Origin of the sequence: Kluyvera ascorbata ATCC 33433 (assembly GCF_000735365.1) — a bacterium.
Lineage (GTDB): Bacteria > Pseudomonadota > Gammaproteobacteria > Enterobacterales > Enterobacteriaceae > Kluyvera > Kluyvera ascorbata.
In genome coordinates, this window is the sequence record NZ_JMPL01000029.1 from 1 (window position 1) to 18,579 (window position 18,579).

At 53.9% G+C, this 18,579-nt stretch carries 16 protein-coding genes; 6 read left to right on the forward strand and 10 right to left on the reverse strand.

Annotation, left to right across the window (positions count from 1 at the left end):
* Positions 1-276 precede the first annotated feature (276 nt).
* Positions 277-1,575, forward strand: a complete 1,299-nt coding sequence (locus GKAS_RS09505; RefSeq protein ID WP_035893796.1) for an MFS family transporter — start codon at positions 277-279, stop codon at positions 1,573-1,575.
* 2 nt (positions 1,576-1,577) lie between these two features.
* On the opposite strand, the gene GKAS_RS09510 is transcribed toward GKAS_RS09505, so the two are convergent.
* The 5 genes from GKAS_RS09510 to trxC form a co-directional block, all read right to left on the reverse strand.
* Positions 1,578-1,904: a YfiM family lipoprotein gene (locus GKAS_RS09510; RefSeq protein ID WP_369709355.1), complete on the reverse strand. Its 327-nt coding sequence runs from the start codon at positions 1,902-1,904 to the stop codon at positions 1,578-1,580.
* Positions 1,905-1,948: 44 nt separating this feature from the next.
* Positions 1,949-3,304, reverse strand: coding sequence for a CDP-diacylglycerol--serine O-phosphatidyltransferase (gene pssA, locus GKAS_RS09515; RefSeq protein ID WP_035893798.1), 1,356 nt, complete (start codon positions 3,302-3,304; stop codon positions 1,949-1,951).
* Positions 3,305-3,412: 108 nt separating this feature from the next.
* The gene (locus GKAS_RS09520) at positions 3,413-6,064 is read right to left on the reverse strand and encodes a bifunctional acetate--CoA ligase family protein/GNAT family N-acetyltransferase (protein ID WP_035893802.1); all 2,652 of its coding nucleotides are present in this window, start codon (positions 6,062-6,064) and stop codon (positions 3,413-3,415) included.
* 35 nt (positions 6,065-6,099) lie between these two features.
* Positions 6,100-6,798: a tRNA-uridine aminocarboxypropyltransferase gene (locus GKAS_RS09525; RefSeq protein ID WP_035893804.1), complete on the reverse strand. Its 699-nt coding sequence runs from the start codon at positions 6,796-6,798 to the stop codon at positions 6,100-6,102.
* Positions 6,799-6,867: 69 nt separating this feature from the next.
* Positions 6,868-7,293 (reverse strand): thioredoxin TrxC, encoded by a 426-nt coding sequence (trxC, locus tag GKAS_RS09530; RefSeq protein ID WP_035893806.1) that lies wholly within the window; start codon positions 7,291-7,293, stop codon positions 6,868-6,870.
* Between the two features lie 204 nt (positions 7,294-7,497).
* On the opposite strand from trxC, the gene GKAS_RS09535 reads away from it, so the two are divergent.
* Complete coding sequence (locus GKAS_RS09535; protein WP_035893807.1) at positions 7,498-8,598, forward strand: tRNA/rRNA methyltransferase; 1,101 nt, start codon at positions 7,498-7,500, stop codon at positions 8,596-8,598.
* Between the two features lie 73 nt (positions 8,599-8,671).
* Here the strand turns inward: GKAS_RS09535 and ung are convergent, their stop codons facing one another.
* Positions 8,672-9,352, reverse strand: coding sequence for a uracil-DNA glycosylase (ung, locus tag GKAS_RS09540; protein WP_035893808.1), 681 nt, complete (start codon positions 9,350-9,352; stop codon positions 8,672-8,674).
* 319 nt (positions 9,353-9,671) lie between these two features.
* Between ung and grcA the strand changes: the two genes are divergently transcribed.
* Complete coding sequence (gene grcA, locus GKAS_RS09545; RefSeq protein ID WP_035893810.1) at positions 9,672-10,055, forward strand: autonomous glycyl radical cofactor GrcA; 384 nt, start codon at positions 9,672-9,674, stop codon at positions 10,053-10,055.
* 85 nt (positions 10,056-10,140) lie between these two features.
* Here the strand turns inward: grcA and GKAS_RS09550 are convergent, their stop codons facing one another.
* Positions 10,141-11,508, reverse strand: coding sequence for a PTS transporter subunit EIIC (locus GKAS_RS09550; RefSeq protein WP_035893813.1), 1,368 nt, complete (start codon positions 11,506-11,508; stop codon positions 10,141-10,143).
* A gap of 273 nt (positions 11,509-11,781) precedes the next feature.
* Here GKAS_RS09550 and GKAS_RS09555 point away from each other — a divergent pair, with 273 nt between their 5' ends.
* Positions 11,782-12,981, forward strand: a complete 1,200-nt coding sequence (locus tag GKAS_RS09555; RefSeq protein WP_035893815.1) for an enolase C-terminal domain-like protein — start codon at positions 11,782-11,784, stop codon at positions 12,979-12,981.
* A gap of 1 nt (position 12,982) precedes the next feature.
* Here GKAS_RS09555 and GKAS_RS09560 read toward each other — a convergent pair whose 3' ends face one another.
* Both GKAS_RS09560 and srmB read right to left on the reverse strand, forming a co-directional pair.
* The gene (locus GKAS_RS09560) at positions 12,983-13,702 is read right to left on the reverse strand and encodes a GntR family transcriptional regulator (protein ID WP_035893817.1); all 720 of its coding nucleotides are present in this window, start codon (positions 13,700-13,702) and stop codon (positions 12,983-12,985) included.
* Positions 13,703-13,760: 58 nt separating this feature from the next.
* Entirely contained in the window at positions 13,761-15,095 is a 1,335-nt protein-coding gene (gene srmB, locus GKAS_RS09565; RefSeq protein WP_035893818.1) for an ATP-dependent RNA helicase SrmB, read from the reverse strand.
* 132 nt (positions 15,096-15,227) lie between these two features.
* Between srmB and trmN the strand changes: the two genes are divergently transcribed.
* A complete protein-coding gene (trmN, locus tag GKAS_RS09570) occupies positions 15,228-15,965 on the forward strand; it encodes a tRNA(1)(Val) (adenine(37)-N(6))-methyltransferase TrmN (RefSeq protein WP_035893869.1) in 738 nt (245 codons plus the stop codon).
* Here trmN and nadB read toward each other — a convergent pair.
* Positions 15,950-17,569 carry an L-aspartate oxidase gene (gene nadB, locus GKAS_RS09575; protein ID WP_035893819.1) on the reverse strand — a complete coding sequence of 540 codons (1,620 nt, stop codon included), beginning with the start codon at positions 17,567-17,569 and terminating at the stop codon, positions 15,950-15,952. The genes trmN and nadB overlap by 16 nt on opposite strands.
* A 417-nt stretch (positions 17,570-17,986) precedes the next feature.
* Between nadB and rpoE the strand changes: the two genes are divergently transcribed.
* Positions 17,987-18,562, forward strand: coding sequence for an RNA polymerase sigma factor RpoE (gene rpoE, locus GKAS_RS09580; protein WP_035893821.1), 576 nt, complete (start codon positions 17,987-17,989; stop codon positions 18,560-18,562).
* Positions 18,563-18,579: the final 17 nt, after the last annotated feature.

Sequence of the window (18,579 nt, forward strand, 5' to 3'; positions counted from 1 at the left end):
GTGTGGAAAATGAAAGCGCGGTGGCGCAGGCTGCCGGATGGCGGCGAAAACGCCTTATCCGGCCTACAAATGCCCTACCTTTAACGTTTTCAACCCCCTTCGTTTGCCCCTTGTACCTGCAGTTACTCCTAAACAGTGATCTTGCTAATTAAAAATGTGATGCGAATCACTAATTTACATATAACAATTATATAACATTTCATTTACTAAAATACCTGCCTGCGTGACGTGTACGCCCGGTTAAGGCAGGAGATCGCTTTTGGCAGGAGTTAACGAATGGCTGTAACCAGTGTGACCCCAGAAGGGACGCTTACCGGCAGCGATACTCGCCGTCGAGTCATGGCAATTGTTGGGGCATCATCGGGGAATCTCGTTGAATGGTTTGACTTTTATGTCTACTCGTTCTGTTCTCTGTATTTTGCTCATATCTTCTTTCCATCCGGAAATACGACTACCCAGCTTCTACAAACCGCGGGCGTCTTTGCTGCTGGTTTTCTGATGCGCCCTATTGGAGGATGGCTATTTGGCCGTATTGCCGACCGTCGTGGGCGTAAAGTCTCGATGCTTATTTCCGTCTGCATGATGTGCTTTGGCTCGCTGGTCATTGCCTGCCTGCCCGGTTACAGCGTGATTGGTACCTGGGCTCCAGCGCTGCTGCTGCTGGCTCGTTTATTCCAGGGACTCTCTGTTGGCGGGGAATATGGCACCAGTGCAACCTACATGAGTGAAGTGGCGGTTGAAGGACGTAAAGGGTTCTATGCGTCATTCCAGTATGTCACCTTAATCGGCGGCCAGCTTTTAGCGGTACTGGTCGTCGTTATCCTGCAAAACGTAATGGACAGCGACAGTCTTCACGCCTGGGGATGGCGTATCCCATTTGCTATGGGGGCGGTACTGGCTATTGTGGCATTGTGGCTGCGCCGTCAGCTCGATGAAACATCGCAGAAAGAAACCCGGACGCTGAAAGAAGCGGGCTCCTTCAAGGGGCTATGGCGTAATCGTAAAGCATTTATGATGGTGCTTGGTTTTACTGCTGCTGGCTCGCTAAGCTTCTATACCTTCACGACTTATATGCAGAAATATCTGGTGAACACAGCGGGCATGAGCGCTAACCTCGCCAGCGTCATTATGACGGCAGCATTGTTTGTCTACATGCTGGTACAGCCATTCTTTGGCCTGTTATCAGACAAAGTCGGTCGTCGTACCTCTATGCTCTGTTTTGGCGCCCTTGCAACGCTGTTTACCGTGCCGATTCTCTCCGCATTGCAGAACGTCACCTCACCGTATGCCGCGTTTGGCCTGGTCATGTGTGCATTGCTGATTACCAGCTTCTATACCTCGATTAGCGGGATCCTGAAAGCCGAGATGTTCCCGGCACAGGTGCGCGCGCTGGGTGTCGGGCTCTCTTATGCGGTCGCGAACGCGTTGTTTGGTGGTTCAGCTGAATACGTGGCGTTGTCGTTGAAGTCGCAGGGTATTGAAACCGCCTTCTTCTGGTATGTTACCGTGATGGCGGCGTTGGCCTTCCTCGTATCGCTGAAGCTGCACCGCAAAGGGAAGGGGTTACGCCTGTAGCGTTAATGCTGCGCCAGCTGCCACACCGCATAGCCGGTTGTGGCACCGGCGACGTCCCACGCAAAGTCTTTCCAGCTCCAGCCGCTCCCAGCCGGGCGGCTGTCCCAGAGCTCTTTCGATGCCCCCAGACTCACCGAAAACATAAAGCCAATGGCGGCGCTGCGGTCACGACTGATGCCCTGGTGCTGCGCATACTCATTACCGGCGGCAGAGAGCATAGCTGATGCAATAAAGTGCTGTGCTTTATCCTGGCCGGTCCAGCTATCGTTTGCCATGTGGCTACAACCGCTTAATACGAGCGTACAGAAAAGAACAAATACACGGATCATTGGAGGCTCCCTGAAAAAAAGCCCCGTCGAAACGAGGCTGCAATTTAAAGGATACGGCTGATGAGTCTGTCGATACGAATACGTCGCAGACGGCGGATAAGCTTGCGTACCTTAACCGGATATTCGGCGATACTTTGCAGATCGCGGAAATCATTCACCACTGTGGTGTGTTTGCGGATCAGATCCAGCTCTTTCTGGCGCATTGAGGCCAGCTGCTTTTTCGGATCGTGGATCAGCACGGCATTTTCCAGATCCAGACGCCAGGCGCGTGGATTGAGGTTATTGCCGGTGAGCAGGATCCACTCGTTGTCGACCCACATCCCCTTCAGGTGGTAGGTATTATCCTCGTCTTTCCACAGACGCACGGTTAACTGATCGGTATTAATGTAATACTGCAGACGGCTCAGGAAGCGACGCAGGTTAATTTCATACAGATAAGGTAGCGCGCCGATAATTTTAAACGGCTCGCTTTCCGGGATGTAGAAGTCATTTGCCGTTTTATCACCGACGATAATCTCGACCTTTTTTCCATCCCGCAGCAGGCGAATAATATTCCGCACCAGCAGCGCAGGCAGATTGAAATACGGCGTACAGATGGTGAGTTTTTCCTCAGTGCACGGCATCAGGTGGAAAATCGTTTTATTCAGAACGCTGGTTTTACCCAGACCAACTAATGGCGTGACGGTGAGTTCATCATCGCTGGCATCGCCTTCAAAATGGTAACTGGTATCACGTAACTCCTGGCGGTACAGGCGGATATCGTTTTTGATTTCTGGGCTTTTCGGACGCTCGGTATTATCGAGACGGTTAACGCCGCGGCCTTCAACCAGATTTTCCGACACCCAATTAAACATGATATCGGCCATTTTCGGATTACGAATGCACTGATAGCGGTCATAGCGATATTTATCGTGCTGGTGCAGATAGACATCGTTGATACTCGCGCCGCTGTACAGCACGCAGTCATCAATAATGAAGCCCTTAAAGTGCAGTACGCCGAGTGCTTCACGGGTGTTGATAGGCACGCCGTAAACGGGAACCTCTACGCCCGGGTTTTCTTTCGCGGTACGGCAGTACCAGTCGGCATTAGTGTTAGATGCCGCTGCACCAATACGCCCACGCTGTGCACGATGCCAGTCAACCAGCACACGGACTTCAAGTTCCGGGCGTTGACGTTTGGCGTTGTACAAGGCTTGCAGAATCGTCTTTCCGGCGTCGTCCTGTTCGAGGTACAACGCGACGATGCAGATTCGGCGCGTGGCGCTGGCGATTTTTGCGAGCAGAGCTTCACGGAAATCTGCTGGAGCATAGAAAAACTCAATATCATCAACAGACTGTGAAAGCTTGGGTAGTTGGGCAAGGTGTTGTTGATGTTTATTACGCTTAAATTTTGACAACATCACAGTGCGTTTCTTCTCTGGTTTAGTGAAGGGTCCTCTGTACCTGGCAGACGACGTAAGCGGTCAATGATACCATCTCTGTCGGGTAAGGGCAGCATTTCCAGCAACTTAGTCATTACTCAGCCTTAAGGAAAGACCCACAATCCCATCTTCCAGCTGAATATCAACGTCAAAGCCGAGCTTTCTCGCGAGCGCTATCATCCCGCGGTTATTGGGCATGGTAATGCCATTCAGGCGCAGTAAACCGTGAGCGCGGGTATAGTTAATCAGTTTATCCAGTAGCCGCCCACCGAGCCCAAGGCCTTTCAGATCAGAACGTACCAGTACGGCGAATTCCGCATCGATATTATCAGGATCGGAAATCGCTCGTGTTACGCCGAGGATCTCTGTCTCATCGCCGGAACCATGAACGGCAACAAAGGCCATTTCTCGATCGTAGTCGATCTGCGTCATATTGGCTAAATCGTCGTGGGTAAACTCGTTAATCTCGCTGAAGTAGCGATAGTAAAGATCTTCTTTTGTGACTCGAGCGATGAACTGCTGCAACAGCGGTTCATCTTCCGGGAGGATAGGGCGGAACAAACAACGCTCACCGTTTTTCATGATCACCCACTCCTCAAGATGTTGAGGATACGGGCGAATAGCAAGGCGGCTTTCGCTTGAACCGCTAAATGGAGCGATATCCAGCGTGACGTCCAGCGCGGTAAATTCACTGCCGGAAACTAACAGCGGATGAATATCCAGGCGTTGGATTTCCGGGCAATCGACAATCAGGTTAGAAACCTGGACTAAAAGCTGGCTTAAGCCCGGGATATCTAACGGACGGAGTGCGCTGCGGCCGCGGATTTTTTTGCTCTTAATTGCCTGAATAACCAGATAGCGCGCCAGCGTCATATTGAGCGGCGGTAGCGCAACGGCGGCCTGATCTTCCGCACGCCACTCTACACCCCCCTCGCCCAGCATAATCAGTGGGCCGAAAACCGGGTCGTGCTCAACCACCACGCGTAATTCCTGTGCGCCGGCACGGTTAGCCATACTTTGTACCAACAGGCCGTGAATGCGCGCCTGTGGCCAGGTCATTTTGACACGGTCGAGGATTGCGTCGGCGGCTTGCTGCACTTCGGTAGCGGTGCGAAGATAGAGCATCACGCCCTGAACTTCCGATTTATGCGGGATATCCGGCGAGCGTAGCTTCAATGCCACGGGATAACCAATTTGCTCGGCGATATGAACGGCCTCTGCGCTGTCTGAGGCAATCCAGGTTGGCAGCGTATTCAGCCCGTAGGCTTCCAGAATCGGACGAACTTCGTGGGTGTCCAGCGCGCTGATACCGTTGTCTATCGCCTGCTGTAATAGCTCGTGGGCCTGCGAGGTATTTGCCGTCAGGCTATGCGGCAGCGCCGGTGTTTCCCGCAGCTGCTTCTGGTTACGCCGGTATTCCACCATATGCATAAAGGCGGTAATCGTCCCTTCCGGCGTGCGGTAGGTTGGAATGCCCGCATCGCTGAACATGCGGCGCGCTTCCCGCGATGAGTATTCGCCGCACCAGTTGGTCAGCACGCTAATATAGTTCCCGCGCGGGTGCTTCTTGATGAGGTCAATCAACGCTGTCGCGCTTTCACTTCCCGGCGCCGTGGCGCTTGGCGAGTGGATCACCATCAGGGCATCCAGGTCTGGGCTATCGAGCAGCACTTTCACCGCCGCTAAATAGTGTTCAATGCTGGCATCGTCACGCAAATCCAGCGGGTTATTGGCTTCGACGGTTTCCGGCAATAGCTGCTGTAGCTGCTGGCGCGTCTCGTCGCTGAGTGTGGCGAGTTTACCGTTGCGCGCCCAGTGTTCATCCAGCGCCAGTGCCGCTGGGGCCGCGCCGTTGCTGATAATCATCAACCGCTCGCCGCGCAAGGGGCGCATATGGCTAAGGGTTTCAACGGCAGAGAAAAGTTCGTGAGTGTCCTGTACGCGCAGCAGACCCGCGCGTTGAATCGCGGCATCCCATGCCGGGTCCATACCTGAGTTAACGTGAAGCAGGCGTTGTGCCGCCGGGCTGCGTCCGCTTTTGATCACCAGAATCGGCTTATTGCGTGAGGCGCTGCGCGCGGCAGAGACAAAACGTCGCGCATCGCTGAGCTGCTCCAGATAGAGCAAGATGGCGCTGGTTTTGCTGTCCCGCGCCAGATAATCGAGCAGGTCGTCGACATCAATGTCCAGGCTGTCGCCAAGCGCGATAAAGTAGGAAAACCCCATTTCGCGCTGTTGGGCCCAGTCGAGAATGGTATTGGAAACGGCGGCAGATTGAGAAATAAAGGCCAGTTTCCCTTTGCGAATGGGCACCGGTGAAAAGCTGGCATTCAGACCCTGCCAAGGCGCGAGCAAGCCCAGGCTGTTTGGCCCAAGGAGGCGCATCTGGTAACGGGCAGCACATGCTTTCAGTTCACTGAACTGGTCGGGCGTCGAGGAGAGAATAATGCAGGTTTTACAGCCTTTTTCCCCCAGAGCCTCCAGCAGTTCGAGGTTACGACGCGCGTGGGTACAAAGTACCGCAAGATCTGGAGAGAAGGGCAGGCTGGCAATAGTCGGCCAGGCGAGAACGCCGAGCACCGCTTTCCAGGCCGGAGTTACGGGCAGAACGGGGCCAGCAAAGCCACCGGCCAGCAGGTTCTGCATCATTAAAAAACCGGCCCGCTGTGGTTTCATCGAGGCGCCAATCACCGCAATAGATTTTGGCCTCAGAAGTGCTTCCAGCCCACGTTGACTCATAGCCGTCTTCCTTACGCGACAGTAATCCTATGAGTTTAACCGTTTTCCGCTTCGGCTGTTGTGATGTTGCCCTGATGATGAGCTTTTCCCGCAAGGTAGTTATCACGAAAGCGGGTGAAGTGCTGGCTAAGTGCTGAAGCCGCGCCGGTATCATTGGCTAAATCCAGCAGCGCAATGGCCACTTCCGCAGTGCAGTACTGACCTTCGGCATGCACCTCCCGCAGGCTGTAGGCGGATACGCGCGACAGGTCGACGGAGATAAGCGGGATATTGTCCAGCCACGGGCTTTTGCGGAACATTTTCCGCGCTTCTGGCCAGGTTCCGTCTAACATAATAAACAGCGGCGGCTTTCCAGCGGGGGGCGCGCTGAGTACCTGACGGCCCGGGTCGGCATAAGACGACGGGAAAACCACCATTGGCTGATAGTCCGGGTTTTTAACCAGCTCGAGCAGCGCCTGAGGCGGCTCGGTACGTGACCATTGGAACGCATCTGTTTGCGGCAAAATATCGGCAATCAGGCGACCCGTGTTGCTGGGCTTCATTGGTTCGGTATCGAACATCACCAGGCAAAAGCGGCTCTTTGCCGGATGCGGGGCGATGGTGTCGCACAGACAATAGCGTTGCACCAGCAGACAACGCTGGCAGCGGCGAACCCGATTACCACGGGCAAGGAAAGGGCGAGTCGCACGGGCTAAACGCTCAGCGCGCAACCGAAGAACGGCGTTATCAATCATGGGAATCGTACGGCAAAGAGACTATTGTCGCAGAGGCGGATACGGGGCACAAGATGTGCCCCGGTGGGATTATGCTTGCAGCGCTTCGTTCAGCCAGCTTTCAAACGGCGCTTTTGGTACCGCGCCGTTAAGCATATCGACGACTTCACCATTTTTGAAAATCATGATGGTCGGGATGCTGCGGATTCGGAAACGGGCGCTGAGCTCGCGTTCCGCTTCGGTGTTCACTTTCACAAAGCGAATTTTGCCGCTTTGTTCTTCGGCCACATCCTCGAAGATGGGCGCGAAGCTACGGCAAGGGCCACACCATGGCGCCCAGAAATCAACAACAACGGGGAGATCGTCCTTCAGCAGTTTATCCAGCGTGCTGTCCGTGGCATTAATGACTTCGCCATCAAACAGGTCTTCACCACAGCGTCCACATTTTGCCGCTTCGTTAATACGCGCTTCTGGAATGCGATTAAGCGCCTGGCAGTGGGCACAAACGGTATTCATAACTCACCTCTGGGTCATCGTGTTGCAGAACGGCAATGTTGCCGAATGTTTCTATAATGTTACACATTATCGTTCAGAGCGTATTAATCGACAATGCGTTTTATCCAATGGGTACAATAGTCGTGGTCTTTTGTACGAAGTCATAGCTAAGCGCTAGCACATCAGGTAATCTGCGCGCTTCGCGCAGCGCAGGTGGAGAAAAACATGAGCGACGAACTGAAGAACAAAAACGGCAAGGTCAAAGTGATGTACGTCCGCAGTGACGATGACTCGGACAAACGCACCCAAAATCCTCGTACTGGTAAAGGCGGAGGCCGTCCTGGCACATCCCGTGCTGGTGCTTCCCGTGCCGAAGGCGGTCGTCGCCCTGCCCGTGATGAGAGAAAGGGTCCTAACAGCGAACGCGGCCGTGAACGTGGCCGTGACCGCGATGTAGAACGCGATCGCGATCGTGGTGAAGGCTCCCCATGGCGTACGGTTTCCCGTGCTCCGGGTGATGACGCACCGGCGAAAGCCGATCACGGCGGGATCAGCGGTAAAAGCTTTATCGATCCAGAAGTACTGCGTCGTCAGCGCGCGGAAGAGACTCGCGTATACGGCGAAAACGCCTGTCAGGCACTGTTCCAGAGCCGTCCGGACGCTATCGTTCGCGCATGGTTCGTACAGAGCGTAACCCCACGCTTTAAAGAAGCGCTGCGCTGGATGGCGGCAAACCGTAAAGCCTATCACGTGGTTGATGAAGAAGAGCTGGCGAAAGCGTCCGGCACTGAACACCACGGCGGCGTGTGCTTCCTGATCAAAAAACGTAACGGGACTTCCGTACAGCAGTGGGTCGCCAAAAGCGGCGAAGATGACTGTGTACTGGCGCTGGAAGATGCGGGTAACCCGCACAACCTCGGCGCGATGATCCGCAGCTGCGCGCACTTCGGTGTGAAAGGCGTGGTACTGCAGGATGCGGCTCTGCTGGAATCCGGCGCGGCTATCCGTACCGCAGAAGGTGGCGCTGAACACGTTGAACCTATTACCGGTGACGGTTTCATCGATGCGCTGGAGCAGTTCCGCGATGCGGGCTACACCATCGTAACGACCAGCGGCAACGGCCGTGGCCTGCCGCTGTTCAAATCCGAACTGCCTAAGAAGATGGTTCTGGCGCTGGGTCAGGATCGCGATGGCGTTTCCGAAGCGGCGGCCGCTATTGCTGACATGAGCGTTTCTATCGACGGAACTCGTGCCGTTGAAGGCCTGAACGTCTCTGTGGCGACGGGCGTGGTGTTAGCCGAATGGTGGCGTCAGCATAAAGCGTAATCAAACGCGATGTTGAAAAAAACCGGAAGAGGCGACTCGACCGGTTTTTTTTATATCTGCAATATTTCCCGAACTATTCCGGCAGCACCGGCATCCAGTCAATCGGCGCTTCGCCACGCTGCTCTAGCCACTCATTCGCCTTCACAAAATGGTTACTGCCAAAGAACCCGCGGTGCGCAGAGAGCGGCGATGGGTGAGGTGCTTTCAGCACGCAGTGGCGCTGAGTATCAATAATCGCGCCTTTTTTCTGCGCGTGCGATCCCCATAATAAGAACACGACGCCTTCGCGATGTTCGTTAATCAGCGCGATCACTTTATCGGTAAAAGTTTCCCAGCCAAGGCTTGCGTGCGAGTGCGCCTGTCCTGCACGAACGGTCAGAACGGTGTTGAGCAGCAGCACGCCCTGGCGCGCCCAGCTCTCAAGATAGCCGTGGTTTGGGCGCGTGAAACCGGGGATGGTTCCTTCAAGCTCTTTATACATATTCAAGAGGGAGGGCGGCGTCGCGATACCCGGCTGCACGGAGAAGGCCAGACCGTGCGCCTGATTGGGACCGTGATACGGGTCCTGCCCGAGGATCACGACCTTCACATCGTTTAACTCGGTAAAGCGAAAAGCGTTAAAGACATCTTTCTGCGGCGGATAGATAGTCTGGCCGGACTGACGCTCGCTGGCGACGGTGGCTAGGGTGTTCACAAAATAAGGCTGCTCTTTCTCAGCGGCCAGCACGTCGTGCCAGGTTAATGGGGTGGTCATCTCGCTCTCCTGCGAATTGCTATCGGTATAGCTTAACTGCTTCTTTCGACATCACAAAATCAGAAGGCAGCAGTTATCGCTGGTGGCACAAAAAAAGTTGAATCTTTACAAAGATTTTTGTGTGTATCGCAGGGCGTAACTTGATGCAAAACAAGTATATTCAGATATGACCTCTTTTATGGTGTGGTTTTTATTGATTTAAATCAAAGAATCAAGGGTGTTCGAGGGGTATATATACACTCAAGCAACAATGGTTTTACCAATTGGCCGCGGTCAGGCCGGTTAAAAACGAATATAAAGAGCCTTAGGGAGGCATCAAATGATTACAGGTATCCAGATCACCAAAGCTGCAAACAAAGACCTGCTGAACTCATTCTGGCTGCTCGACAGCGAGAAAGGCGAAGCACGCTGCCTGTGTGCAAAAGGCGGTTACGCAGAAGATGACGTTGTAGCCGTTAGCGCGCTGGGCGACATTGAATACCGTGAAATCCCGGTTGAAGCGAAACCAGAAGTTCGCGTAGAAGGCGGTCAGCACCTGAACGTAAACGTGCTGCGTCGTGAAACTCTGATGGACGCGGTTGAGCATCCAGAAAAATACCCACAGCTGACCATCCGTGTTTCTGGTTATGCAGTGCGCTTTAACTCACTGACTCCAGAGCAGCAGCGCGACGTTATTGCTCGTACCTTTACTGAGAGCCTGTAATTTCTCAGGGGTGGGAAAATGGCGTGCCGGGCTAGCCGGCATCAGTAGACGAATCCCTCCGCAGGGTGCCTGCGGAGGGATTTTTTTATTTTGCTTCTTCGCGTCCAACCAGAAGGGTAGTGAGCGTAAAGGAGAGGATCAGCGCGATGGCCACGCCGGAAAGCGCAAAGACAAAGTAGGGGCCGATATAGGCGGGCAGGCTAAAAATACTCGATAAAATATAGCCATACAGCCGCACACCAAAGAAGGCGATAAACGCCGATGCCAGAGAACTGGCGATGGTCGCCGCGATAAACGCTTTTTTGTAACGCGTAAGTACGCCGAACAGCGCGGGCTCGGTAATGCCCAACAGCGCGGAAATCGCGGCGGAAAGCGTCACCGTCCGGTTCTCTTTGCTCACTCGCCAGATGGCAAAGGTGGAGCCTGCGATGGCCATGTTAGCCATAAACATCATCGGCATCAGCATATCGTAGCCACGGTCGCTAAAGTTTTGCAGGGCAATCGGCGTCATGGCGTGATGCATTCCGGTCAGAATCGCCACCGGACGAATCGCGCCGACAACCAGCCCGGCGAAGCTTGCCGACACGCCAAACAGCCCTTCGATAAACCACGCCAGCATTTTACCCAGCCAGATACCAATCGGACCAATGATGACCAGCGCTGCCAGCGCGGCAAGGAACAGCGTCAGCGTTGGGGTAAAGACCGTTTTCAATACCTCCGGCATGATTTTGTCGACCGCTTGATGAATGTATTTCAGCGCCAGAATCGAGAAAATGACCGGGATAACGCTTGAGGCGTAGTTAAAGACCGAGACCGGAATGGCGTTAAATAACCAGAGCGCAGAGGCGGCATCCGCCTGATGGGCCGCGAGCGCTTTTGCGGCGTCAATCAGCGTCGGATACATCAGGCATGCCGCAACCGCCGCCGCCAGATACTCATTGGTCTTGAAGATCTTCGCTGCCGAAACGGCCAGGAAAAACGGTAGGAAGTAGAAAACACCGCTCGCAATCAGGTCGATTATCATCACGGTATCACTTTTCGGTGACACCAGCTTCAGGGCGATAAGCCCGGCCAGCAGCCCTTTAATCATCCCGGCGCCCGCAATTGCGGGAACGATTGGACCAAATACGCCAGAGACCGTATCCATAAACAGCGATACCAGGCTTTTACGCGCTTTAGGTGCGCTGTGAGATACGTTCTGGCCGCCGGTGCCTAAGGTCTCCTGCAGTTGTTCATACCAGCTATTGACCCTGGGCCCGATAATTATCTGAAACTGATCGCTTTGTAGCTGTGCGCCCAGCACGCCAGGCAGGTTTTTAATTTCTTCCTGCGCGACTTTATTATCATCAATTAAATCAAAGCGTAACCGCGTCATACAGTGCCAGACTTTATTGATATTTTCCCGACCACCCACCAGACCAATAATTCGGCTGATAGCCTCTTGCGTCCCCATAGCGGCTCCTGCGATATGTTTGTTGTTATCTTTGTCTGTAGAAATGGTAAATAAGCTAATCAGTAAAAACAAACCAATAAATGATGATGAAAATCACATTCTTTCCTGTATTTGGCATTGAGTGGTAGATAATTGGTAAATTGGTACGTTTTTTAAATATAAATATCTCTATTTCCAGACCAAAATATTTATTCGATAAAAAGGTTTACCGAACCCTGAAAATAGGGTGAAGATAATAAGAAATTGATATTTATTTTGCACAGGGAGCTTTCTGTGAAACCGACGTTGATTACTGCGATTGAGTGCTTTATCACCCGCCCAGAGCGCCACAATCTGGTGACGGTGCGGGTGACAGCGGATAATGGAGTGGTGGGGTTGGGCTGCGCAACGTTCCAACAGCGCCCGCTGGCGGTGAAAACGCTGGTGGATGAATATCTTCAACCGTTGCTGGTGGGGCGAGACGCCAACAATATCGAAGACCTCTGGCAGATGATGAACGTTAATGCTTACTGGCGTAACGGCCCGGCGATGAATAACGCTATTTCAGGTGTGGATATGGCGCTGTGGGATATCAAAGCGCAGCTTGCTGGTATGCCGCTGTATCAGCTGTTGGGGGGAAAATCCCGCGATGCGATTGCGGCCTATACCCATGCCAGCGGCGAAACGCCAGATGAGCTGTTTATCTCTGTCGATAAACTTCTGGAGCAGGGCTATCGTCATATTCGCTGCCAGCTTGGTTTTTACGGCGGTACGCCGCGAGAAATGCATACGCCGGAGAACCCAACGCCGGGAGCATGGTTCGATCAGGACGAGTACGTGCGCAATACGGTTGAGATGTTCCGGCTGCTTCGCGCGCGTTACGGGCATCGTTTCCACATTTTACATGATGTCCACGAACGCCTCTTTCCGCAGCAGGCGCTACAGCTGGCAAAGCAGCTTGAACCCTATCAGCCGTGGTTTATTGAAGATATTTTATCGCCGCAGCAGAGCCCGTGGCTGGCGCAGATTCGCCAGCAGAGCAGCGTGCCGTTAGCGATGGGAGAGTTATTCAATAACCCTGCTGAGTGGCATGACCTTATCGTCAACCGGCAGATTGATTTTATCCGTTGCCATATTTCGCAGATTGGCGGCATTACGCCTGCGCTGAAGCTGGCGGTACTGTGCCAGGCCTTTGGCGTGCGCCTGGCATGGCACGGTCCTGGGGATATGACGCCTATCGGCGTGGCGGTGAACACGCACCTGAATATCCATTTGCACAATGCCGCTATCCAGGAGTTTATCCCACGCTCTGCCATGACGGATGCGGTATTCCCCGGTGCGCCTGAGGTGAAAAATGGCTTTATCTACCCGCCGACGGTGCCTGGCATTGGCGTAGGTTTTGATGAAGCGCTGGCGTTGCAGCATCCGGTAGCGTACCGCCCGCACGAATGGACCCAGAGCCGTCTACCAGACGGTACTATTCACACGCCGTAAATCAGCTCTGAGGCTGCTGGCGGAAGGTGAGGTTGTCGCGGTTATGTGGGATCACGTAGGTGCAGCTGTAGTTGATATCGATAATGTCGCTTATCTCATACACGCGACCGCCGTCGAGGATCCCGCGGTTATTGATGTGCATCGCTGGGCTGCCCTTTTTGCAGCCCAGTAGAATTGACTGCTCGCGGCTTACGCTGACCGCCCGGTAGCTGGTCAGCAGGTGGGAAATCTGCAACCCTTTGCTCAGCACGTATTGCTGCAACGAGCGTTCAATCACGACCTGATTGAGATCGCTGAACATCGCGGCGGGCATGCGGGAGATTTCAATTTGGGTTGCGACGTCATCGACAAAGCGTAACCGGCAGAACTGCCAGATAAAATCATCATCGGTGAGGCCGAAAATTTGCCTGTCTTCCCGTTCGGGCCGCTTTTTGTGCAGGCTTATCATACGATAGCGCATCTGATCGAAGCGCTTTTCGGTTATTGAGTTATAGACCAGCGGGTTGTTGCGCGTCTGCTCGTTAATCCAGATACCGGAACCTTGCACAATGCGAACCACCCCGATACTGGCGAGTTTCTCCAGCGCCTGACGAATGGTAAAGCGCGACACGCCGTACTCCTCTGCCAGCTGTCTCTCAGGCGGGAGCTTACGTGGCCCTTCGCTGTGCTGCTGGTAAATTTTGCTGAGGAGATCCTGGGTCACAAACTCTTTTTTCTTCATGGCCAGCGTCCGTTACTTTCCAATATGAAAACGCCGGGAGGTTATCCCGGCGTTTGCTTTACTCTTCGCTAGTCTGCTCTGGCGCAGCGCTGCCGCTTGGCTTGCGGCGTTTGCCAACGTTCCTGGCATCGCGATGGCGTACCTTGACGCGCGGTTTTTCTTTGTCCTTCTCTTTTTTCTTCTCAGCGCGTTTAGCGAGGACTTTTTTCGACGGTTTACCCGTCATTTTGTCGCTCGGTGCACGCGTCGTCGGACGCAGTTCGTCAATCACGCGAGACTTCAGCGGTTCTTCGATATAGCGGCCAATTTTCAGCAGCAGCAGGTGATCGTGCGTTTCCACCAGGGAAATCGCCGTCCCTTTACGCCCGGCACGGCCGGTACGACCGATACGGTGCAGATAGGTATCTGCGCCGCGCGGCATATCGAAGTTAATCACGTGGCTGACGTCGGGGATATCAATCCCGCGCGCGGCAACGTCTGTTGCGACCAGCACGTTAACGCGACCGTCGGTCAGACGTTTGATGCCCTCGTTACGCTTGATCTGCGGCATTTCGCCTTCGAGATAGCAGTTGTTGATACCGGCCTGGCGCAGGATTTCCGCCAGCTCGTGCACGCGCTCACGCTTACGCACAAACACGATGGTACGGGTGGCATCTTCCTGCTTCAGCAGGTGTTTCAGCAGCTCAACCTTGTGCTCGAAGTTATCAGCGCGATAGTACCACTGATGAATTTTCTTACGCTCGCGGGTCGACGGTGTTGCAGATACTTCGACCGGATCTTCCAGCAGACGTTCGGCAAAGTCTTTAATCGCTTCGCCTTCCAGCGTGGCGGAGAACAGCAGCGTCTGCTTACGCCAGCGGGTTTCACCGGCAATATGCTCGATGTCCTGGGCGAAGCCCATGTCCAGCATACGGTCTGCTTCGTCGAGGATCAGCGTCTCAACGGCGCGGCAGTCGAAGTTTTCTTCTTTAATATACTGCAGCAGACGACCGGTGGTCGCCACCACGATATCCTGGTTTTCGCTGAACACTTCGGCGTGGTTCATATACGCGACGCCGCCGGTGATGGTAGCGATATCCAGATGCGTGTTTTTTGCCAGCTCGCGAGCATGATCGGCGACCTGCATCGCCAGTTCACGCGTAGGCGTGAGGATCAGGATGCGCGGCGGGCCAGATTTTTTGCGCGGGAAGTCGAGCAGGTGCTGCAACGCAGGCAGCAAATACGCCGCTGTTTTACCGGTGCCGGTTGGCGCAGAACCGAGAACATCACGTCCATCGAGCGCAGGCGGAATGGCGGCAGCCTGAATGGCAGTCGGGCGTGTAAAGCCTTTGCTCTGGAGGGCTTCCAGAAGGCTTTCGTCAAGTTCAAGTTCGGAAAAAGTCGTTACAGTCATGATTACCTCTGTGTGAGGCGCTGATTATAGACGTTACGGCTCTAATCTTCATCTGTTTGTATGGCTATCTGTTCTCGGGTATTGTGCATAGCTATAAAAGCACATGCAGTTCCCCTGGCAAGGTTGACCATGATCTCTGATTCTAAATCCGCGCTGCGCCGCAACGGATTTACTTTTAAGCAGTTTTTTGTTGCCCACGATCGTTGTGCGATGAAGGTGGGTACGGACGGTATTTTACTGGGTGCGTGGTCGCCTATCGCTCGGGTTAATCGGATCCTCGATATTGGTACGGGAAGCGGCCTGTTGGCGTTAATGCTGGCGCAGCGTACCGATGAAAACGTGGTTATCGATGCCGTTGAGCTTGATGCAGACGCGGCAGAACAGGCGCGGGAGAACGTAGTCGAATCGCCGTGGGCTGAACGTATTCAGGTTCACACAGCGGATATTCAGCAGTGGGTGGCTGGATTGACGACGCGCTATAACCTGATTGTCAGCAACCCGCCTTACTATGAGCAGGGCGTGGAGTGCGCCACGCCGCAGCGCGAGCAGGCGCGTTATACCACCTCACTCGACCACGAAACGCTGCTGGCCTGCGCGGCGAATGCGATTACTGAAGATGGTTTCTTCTGCGTGGTGCTGCCGGAAAACATCGGCCAGATGTTTACTCAACAGGCGTTATCCATGGGCTGGCATTTGCGCCTGCGCACCGACGTGGCGGAAACTGAAATGCGCCTGCCGCATCGCGTACTGCTGGCGTTTTCTCCAAAAGGGGGAGAGTGCTTTAGCGACAGGCTAGTGATCCGTGGGCCAGAGCAGCAGTACTCGGAAGGCTACACTGCGCTGACCCAGGCGTTCTATTTATTTATGTGAACCAGCGGCGAAAGGACGGATGGGCCCGACTCCGCTAACAGATCCGGATAATCCAGCGTGTAGTGCAGGCCGCGACTCTCTTTGCGCATCATCGCGCAGCGTACGATAAGCTCGGCAACCTGAACCAGATTACGCAGCTCCAGCAGGTTGTTCGATACGCGGAAACGTGAATAGTGCTCGTCCAGCTCCTGTTGCAGCATGGTGATACGACGCAGCGCGCGCTCCAGACGTTTGGTGGTGCGCACAATGCCGACATAGTCCCACATAAAGAGGCGCAGCTCGTGCCAGTTATGCTGGATGACGACCAGCTCATCGGAGTTTTCCACGCGACTTTCATCCCACGCGGGCAGTTTTTCCGCCTGACGCGCGTACGGCATGCGCTTGTGAATATCTTCCGCCGCCGACCAACCGTAGACCAGGCACTCCAGCAGTGAATTCGACGCCATGCGGTTGGCCCCGTGCAGGCCGGTATAGCTCACTTCGCCGATGGCATAAAGGCCGTCAACATCGGTGCGGCCATAGTCGTCAACCATCACGCCGCCGCAGGTGTAGTGCGCAGCAGGTACGATCGGTACCGGTTCTTTGGTCAGGTCGATGCCAAGCCCCAGTAATTTGTCATAAATCATCGGGAAGTGCTGGCGCACAAAATCTTCTGGCTTATGACTGATGTCGAGGTACATGCAGTCGACGCCAAGGCGCTTCATTTCATGGTCGATGGCGCGCGCGACGATATCGCGAGGTGCCAGCTCAGCGCGCTCGTCAAAGTCTGGCATAAAGCGACTGCCATCAGGGCGCTTCAGATGCGCGCCTTCGCCGCGCAGCGCTTCGGTCAGCAGGAAGTTACGCGCCTGTGGATGGTACAGCGCCGTCGGGTGGAACTGATTAAACTCGAGGTTCGCCACGCGACAGCCTGCGCGCCAGGCCATGGCGATACCGTCTCCAGAAGAGATATCCGGGTTGGTGGTGTACTGATAAACCTTGGATGCCCCGCCGGTGGCCAGTACGACTGATTTTGCCGCACAGGTTTCAACCTTCTCTTTATTGCGATCCCAAATCCATGCACCTACCACGCGGCGGGTCCCTGGCAGGCCGACCTTATCTGAGATAATTAAATCAACGGCGTTGCTGCGCTCGAGAATACGGATATTGGGGTGGTTAATGGCCTTACTCACCAGGGTATTTTCGACTTCGCGCCCGGTAGCATCGGCGGCGTGCAGAATGCGTCGATGGCTGTGTCCGCCTTCGCGCGTCAGATGATAACTCTCTTCTCCGTTTGCCTGCACCTGAGTATCAAACAGCACGCCCTGATCGATAAGCCACTGCACGCAGTGTTTAGCGTTGCTGGCGACAAACGATACGGCCTGACGGTCGCAAATTCCGGCGCCGGCAATCAGCGTGTCATCAATGTGCGATTCAATGCTGTCCGTTTCATCGAAAACGGCGGCGATTCCGCCTTGCGCATAGAAGGTTGAGCCTTCGCTAATCGGCCCTTTGCTCAGCACGATAACCGAACTGTGCTCTGCAAGACGTAGCGCCAGTGATAAACCCGCAGCCCCGCTGCCGATAATCAGTACATCACAAGAAAGTTCTGGAAGTGAGTTCATTATCTTTGTTTAATTTACTAAACACGGTGATCGCAGAGTAGCACTATAAAAGCGAGGTGTGCAGGGTTTTTTTGAACTATGGTTGTAATGGCTAAACATCTGGTGACAAAACAGGCGAAAAGAGAGGCGAAGAAATAAGAAGAACGCTATGAGGTTTGAGACGTATTTATGGTGAAATAAAAGCCGCGTTACGTTACTCTTCACGGGATTTGCGTTTTTATTTCGCAACTTACGTATTGGTAAGCATCAGCAGACTTATAATGATAGACAATGAACGGTTTGCGGCTAAAGAAAAAACAAAGCGTAACGGAACTTTACGAAACTCGAACACTCTAAGTCACTGCTTGCTCATAATGTAGTGCTGGAGTGGCATTCTGATTACGCATGGGAATAAGGTTTGGGGAGACATTACCTCGGATGAGCGAGCAGTTAACGGACCAGGTCCTGGTTGAACGGGTCCAGAAAGGAGATCAGAAAGCTTTTAACCTTCTGGTAGTGCGCTATCAGCATAAGGTTGCGAGCCTGGTCTCCCGCTATGTACCCTCTGGCGATGTGCCGGATGTGGTACAAGAGTCTTTTATTAAGGCCTATCGCGCGCTGGATTCTTTCCGGGGAGATAGTGCTTTCTATACGTGGCTGTACCGTATTGCGGTGAATACAGCTAAAAATTACCTGGTTGCTCAGGGGCGTCGTCCGCCGTCTAGTGATGTTGACGCGAACGACGCCGAAAACTTTGAAAGCGGTGGCGCTTTGAAAGAAATTTCGAACCCTGAGAACTTAATGTTGTCAGAAGAACTGAGACAGATAGTTTTTCGTACCATTGATGCGCTTCCGGAAGATTTACGCATGGCAATTACCTTGCGGGAGCTCGATGGCCTAAGCTATGAAGAGATAGCGGCTATCATGGATTGTCCGGTCGGTACGGTTCGTTCACGTATCTTCCGTGCGCGAGAAGCTATTGATAATAAAGTTCAACCGCTTATCAGGCGTTGATGGAAGCGGGATACTGG

What these genes read in the sequence shown, in the direction of transcription:
- GKAS_RS09505 (WP_035893796.1), top strand. Translation starts at nt 277, where the DNA reads ATGGCTGTAACCAGTGTGACCCCAGAAGGGACGCTTACCGGCAGCGAT.
- GKAS_RS09510 (WP_369709355.1), bottom strand. Translation starts at nt 1,904, where the DNA reads ATGATCCGTGTATTTGTTCTTTTCTGTACGCTCGTATTAAGCGGTTGT.
- pssA (WP_035893798.1), bottom strand. Translation starts at nt 3,304, where the DNA reads ATGTTGTCAAAATTTAAGCGTAATAAACATCAACAACACCTTGCCCAA.
- GKAS_RS09520 (WP_035893802.1), bottom strand. Translation starts at nt 6,064, where the DNA reads ATGAGTCAACGTGGGCTGGAAGCACTTCTGAGGCCAAAATCTATTGCG.
- GKAS_RS09525 (WP_035893804.1), bottom strand. Translation starts at nt 6,798, where the DNA reads ATGATTGATAACGCCGTTCTTCGGTTGCGCGCTGAGCGTTTAGCCCGT.
- trxC (WP_035893806.1), bottom strand. Translation starts at nt 7,293, where the DNA reads ATGAATACCGTTTGTGCCCACTGCCAGGCGCTTAATCGCATTCCAGAA.
- GKAS_RS09535 (WP_035893807.1), top strand. Translation starts at nt 7,498, where the DNA reads ATGAGCGACGAACTGAAGAACAAAAACGGCAAGGTCAAAGTGATGTAC.
- ung (WP_035893808.1), bottom strand. Translation starts at nt 9,352, where the DNA reads ATGACCACCCCATTAACCTGGCACGACGTGCTGGCCGCTGAGAAAGAG.
- grcA (WP_035893810.1), top strand. Translation starts at nt 9,672, where the DNA reads ATGATTACAGGTATCCAGATCACCAAAGCTGCAAACAAAGACCTGCTG.
- GKAS_RS09550 (WP_035893813.1), bottom strand. Translation starts at nt 11,508, where the DNA reads ATGGGGACGCAAGAGGCTATCAGCCGAATTATTGGTCTGGTGGGTGGT.
- GKAS_RS09560 (WP_035893817.1), bottom strand. Translation starts at nt 13,702, where the DNA reads ATGAAGAAAAAAGAGTTTGTGACCCAGGATCTCCTCAGCAAAATTTAC.
- srmB (WP_035893818.1), bottom strand. Translation starts at nt 15,095, where the DNA reads ATGACTGTAACGACTTTTTCCGAACTTGAACTTGACGAAAGCCTTCTG.
- nadB (WP_035893819.1), bottom strand. Translation starts at nt 17,569, where the DNA reads ATGAACTCACTTCCAGAACTTTCTTGTGATGTACTGATTATCGGCAGC.
- rpoE (WP_035893821.1), top strand. Translation starts at nt 17,987, where the DNA reads ATGAGCGAGCAGTTAACGGACCAGGTCCTGGTTGAACGGGTCCAGAAA.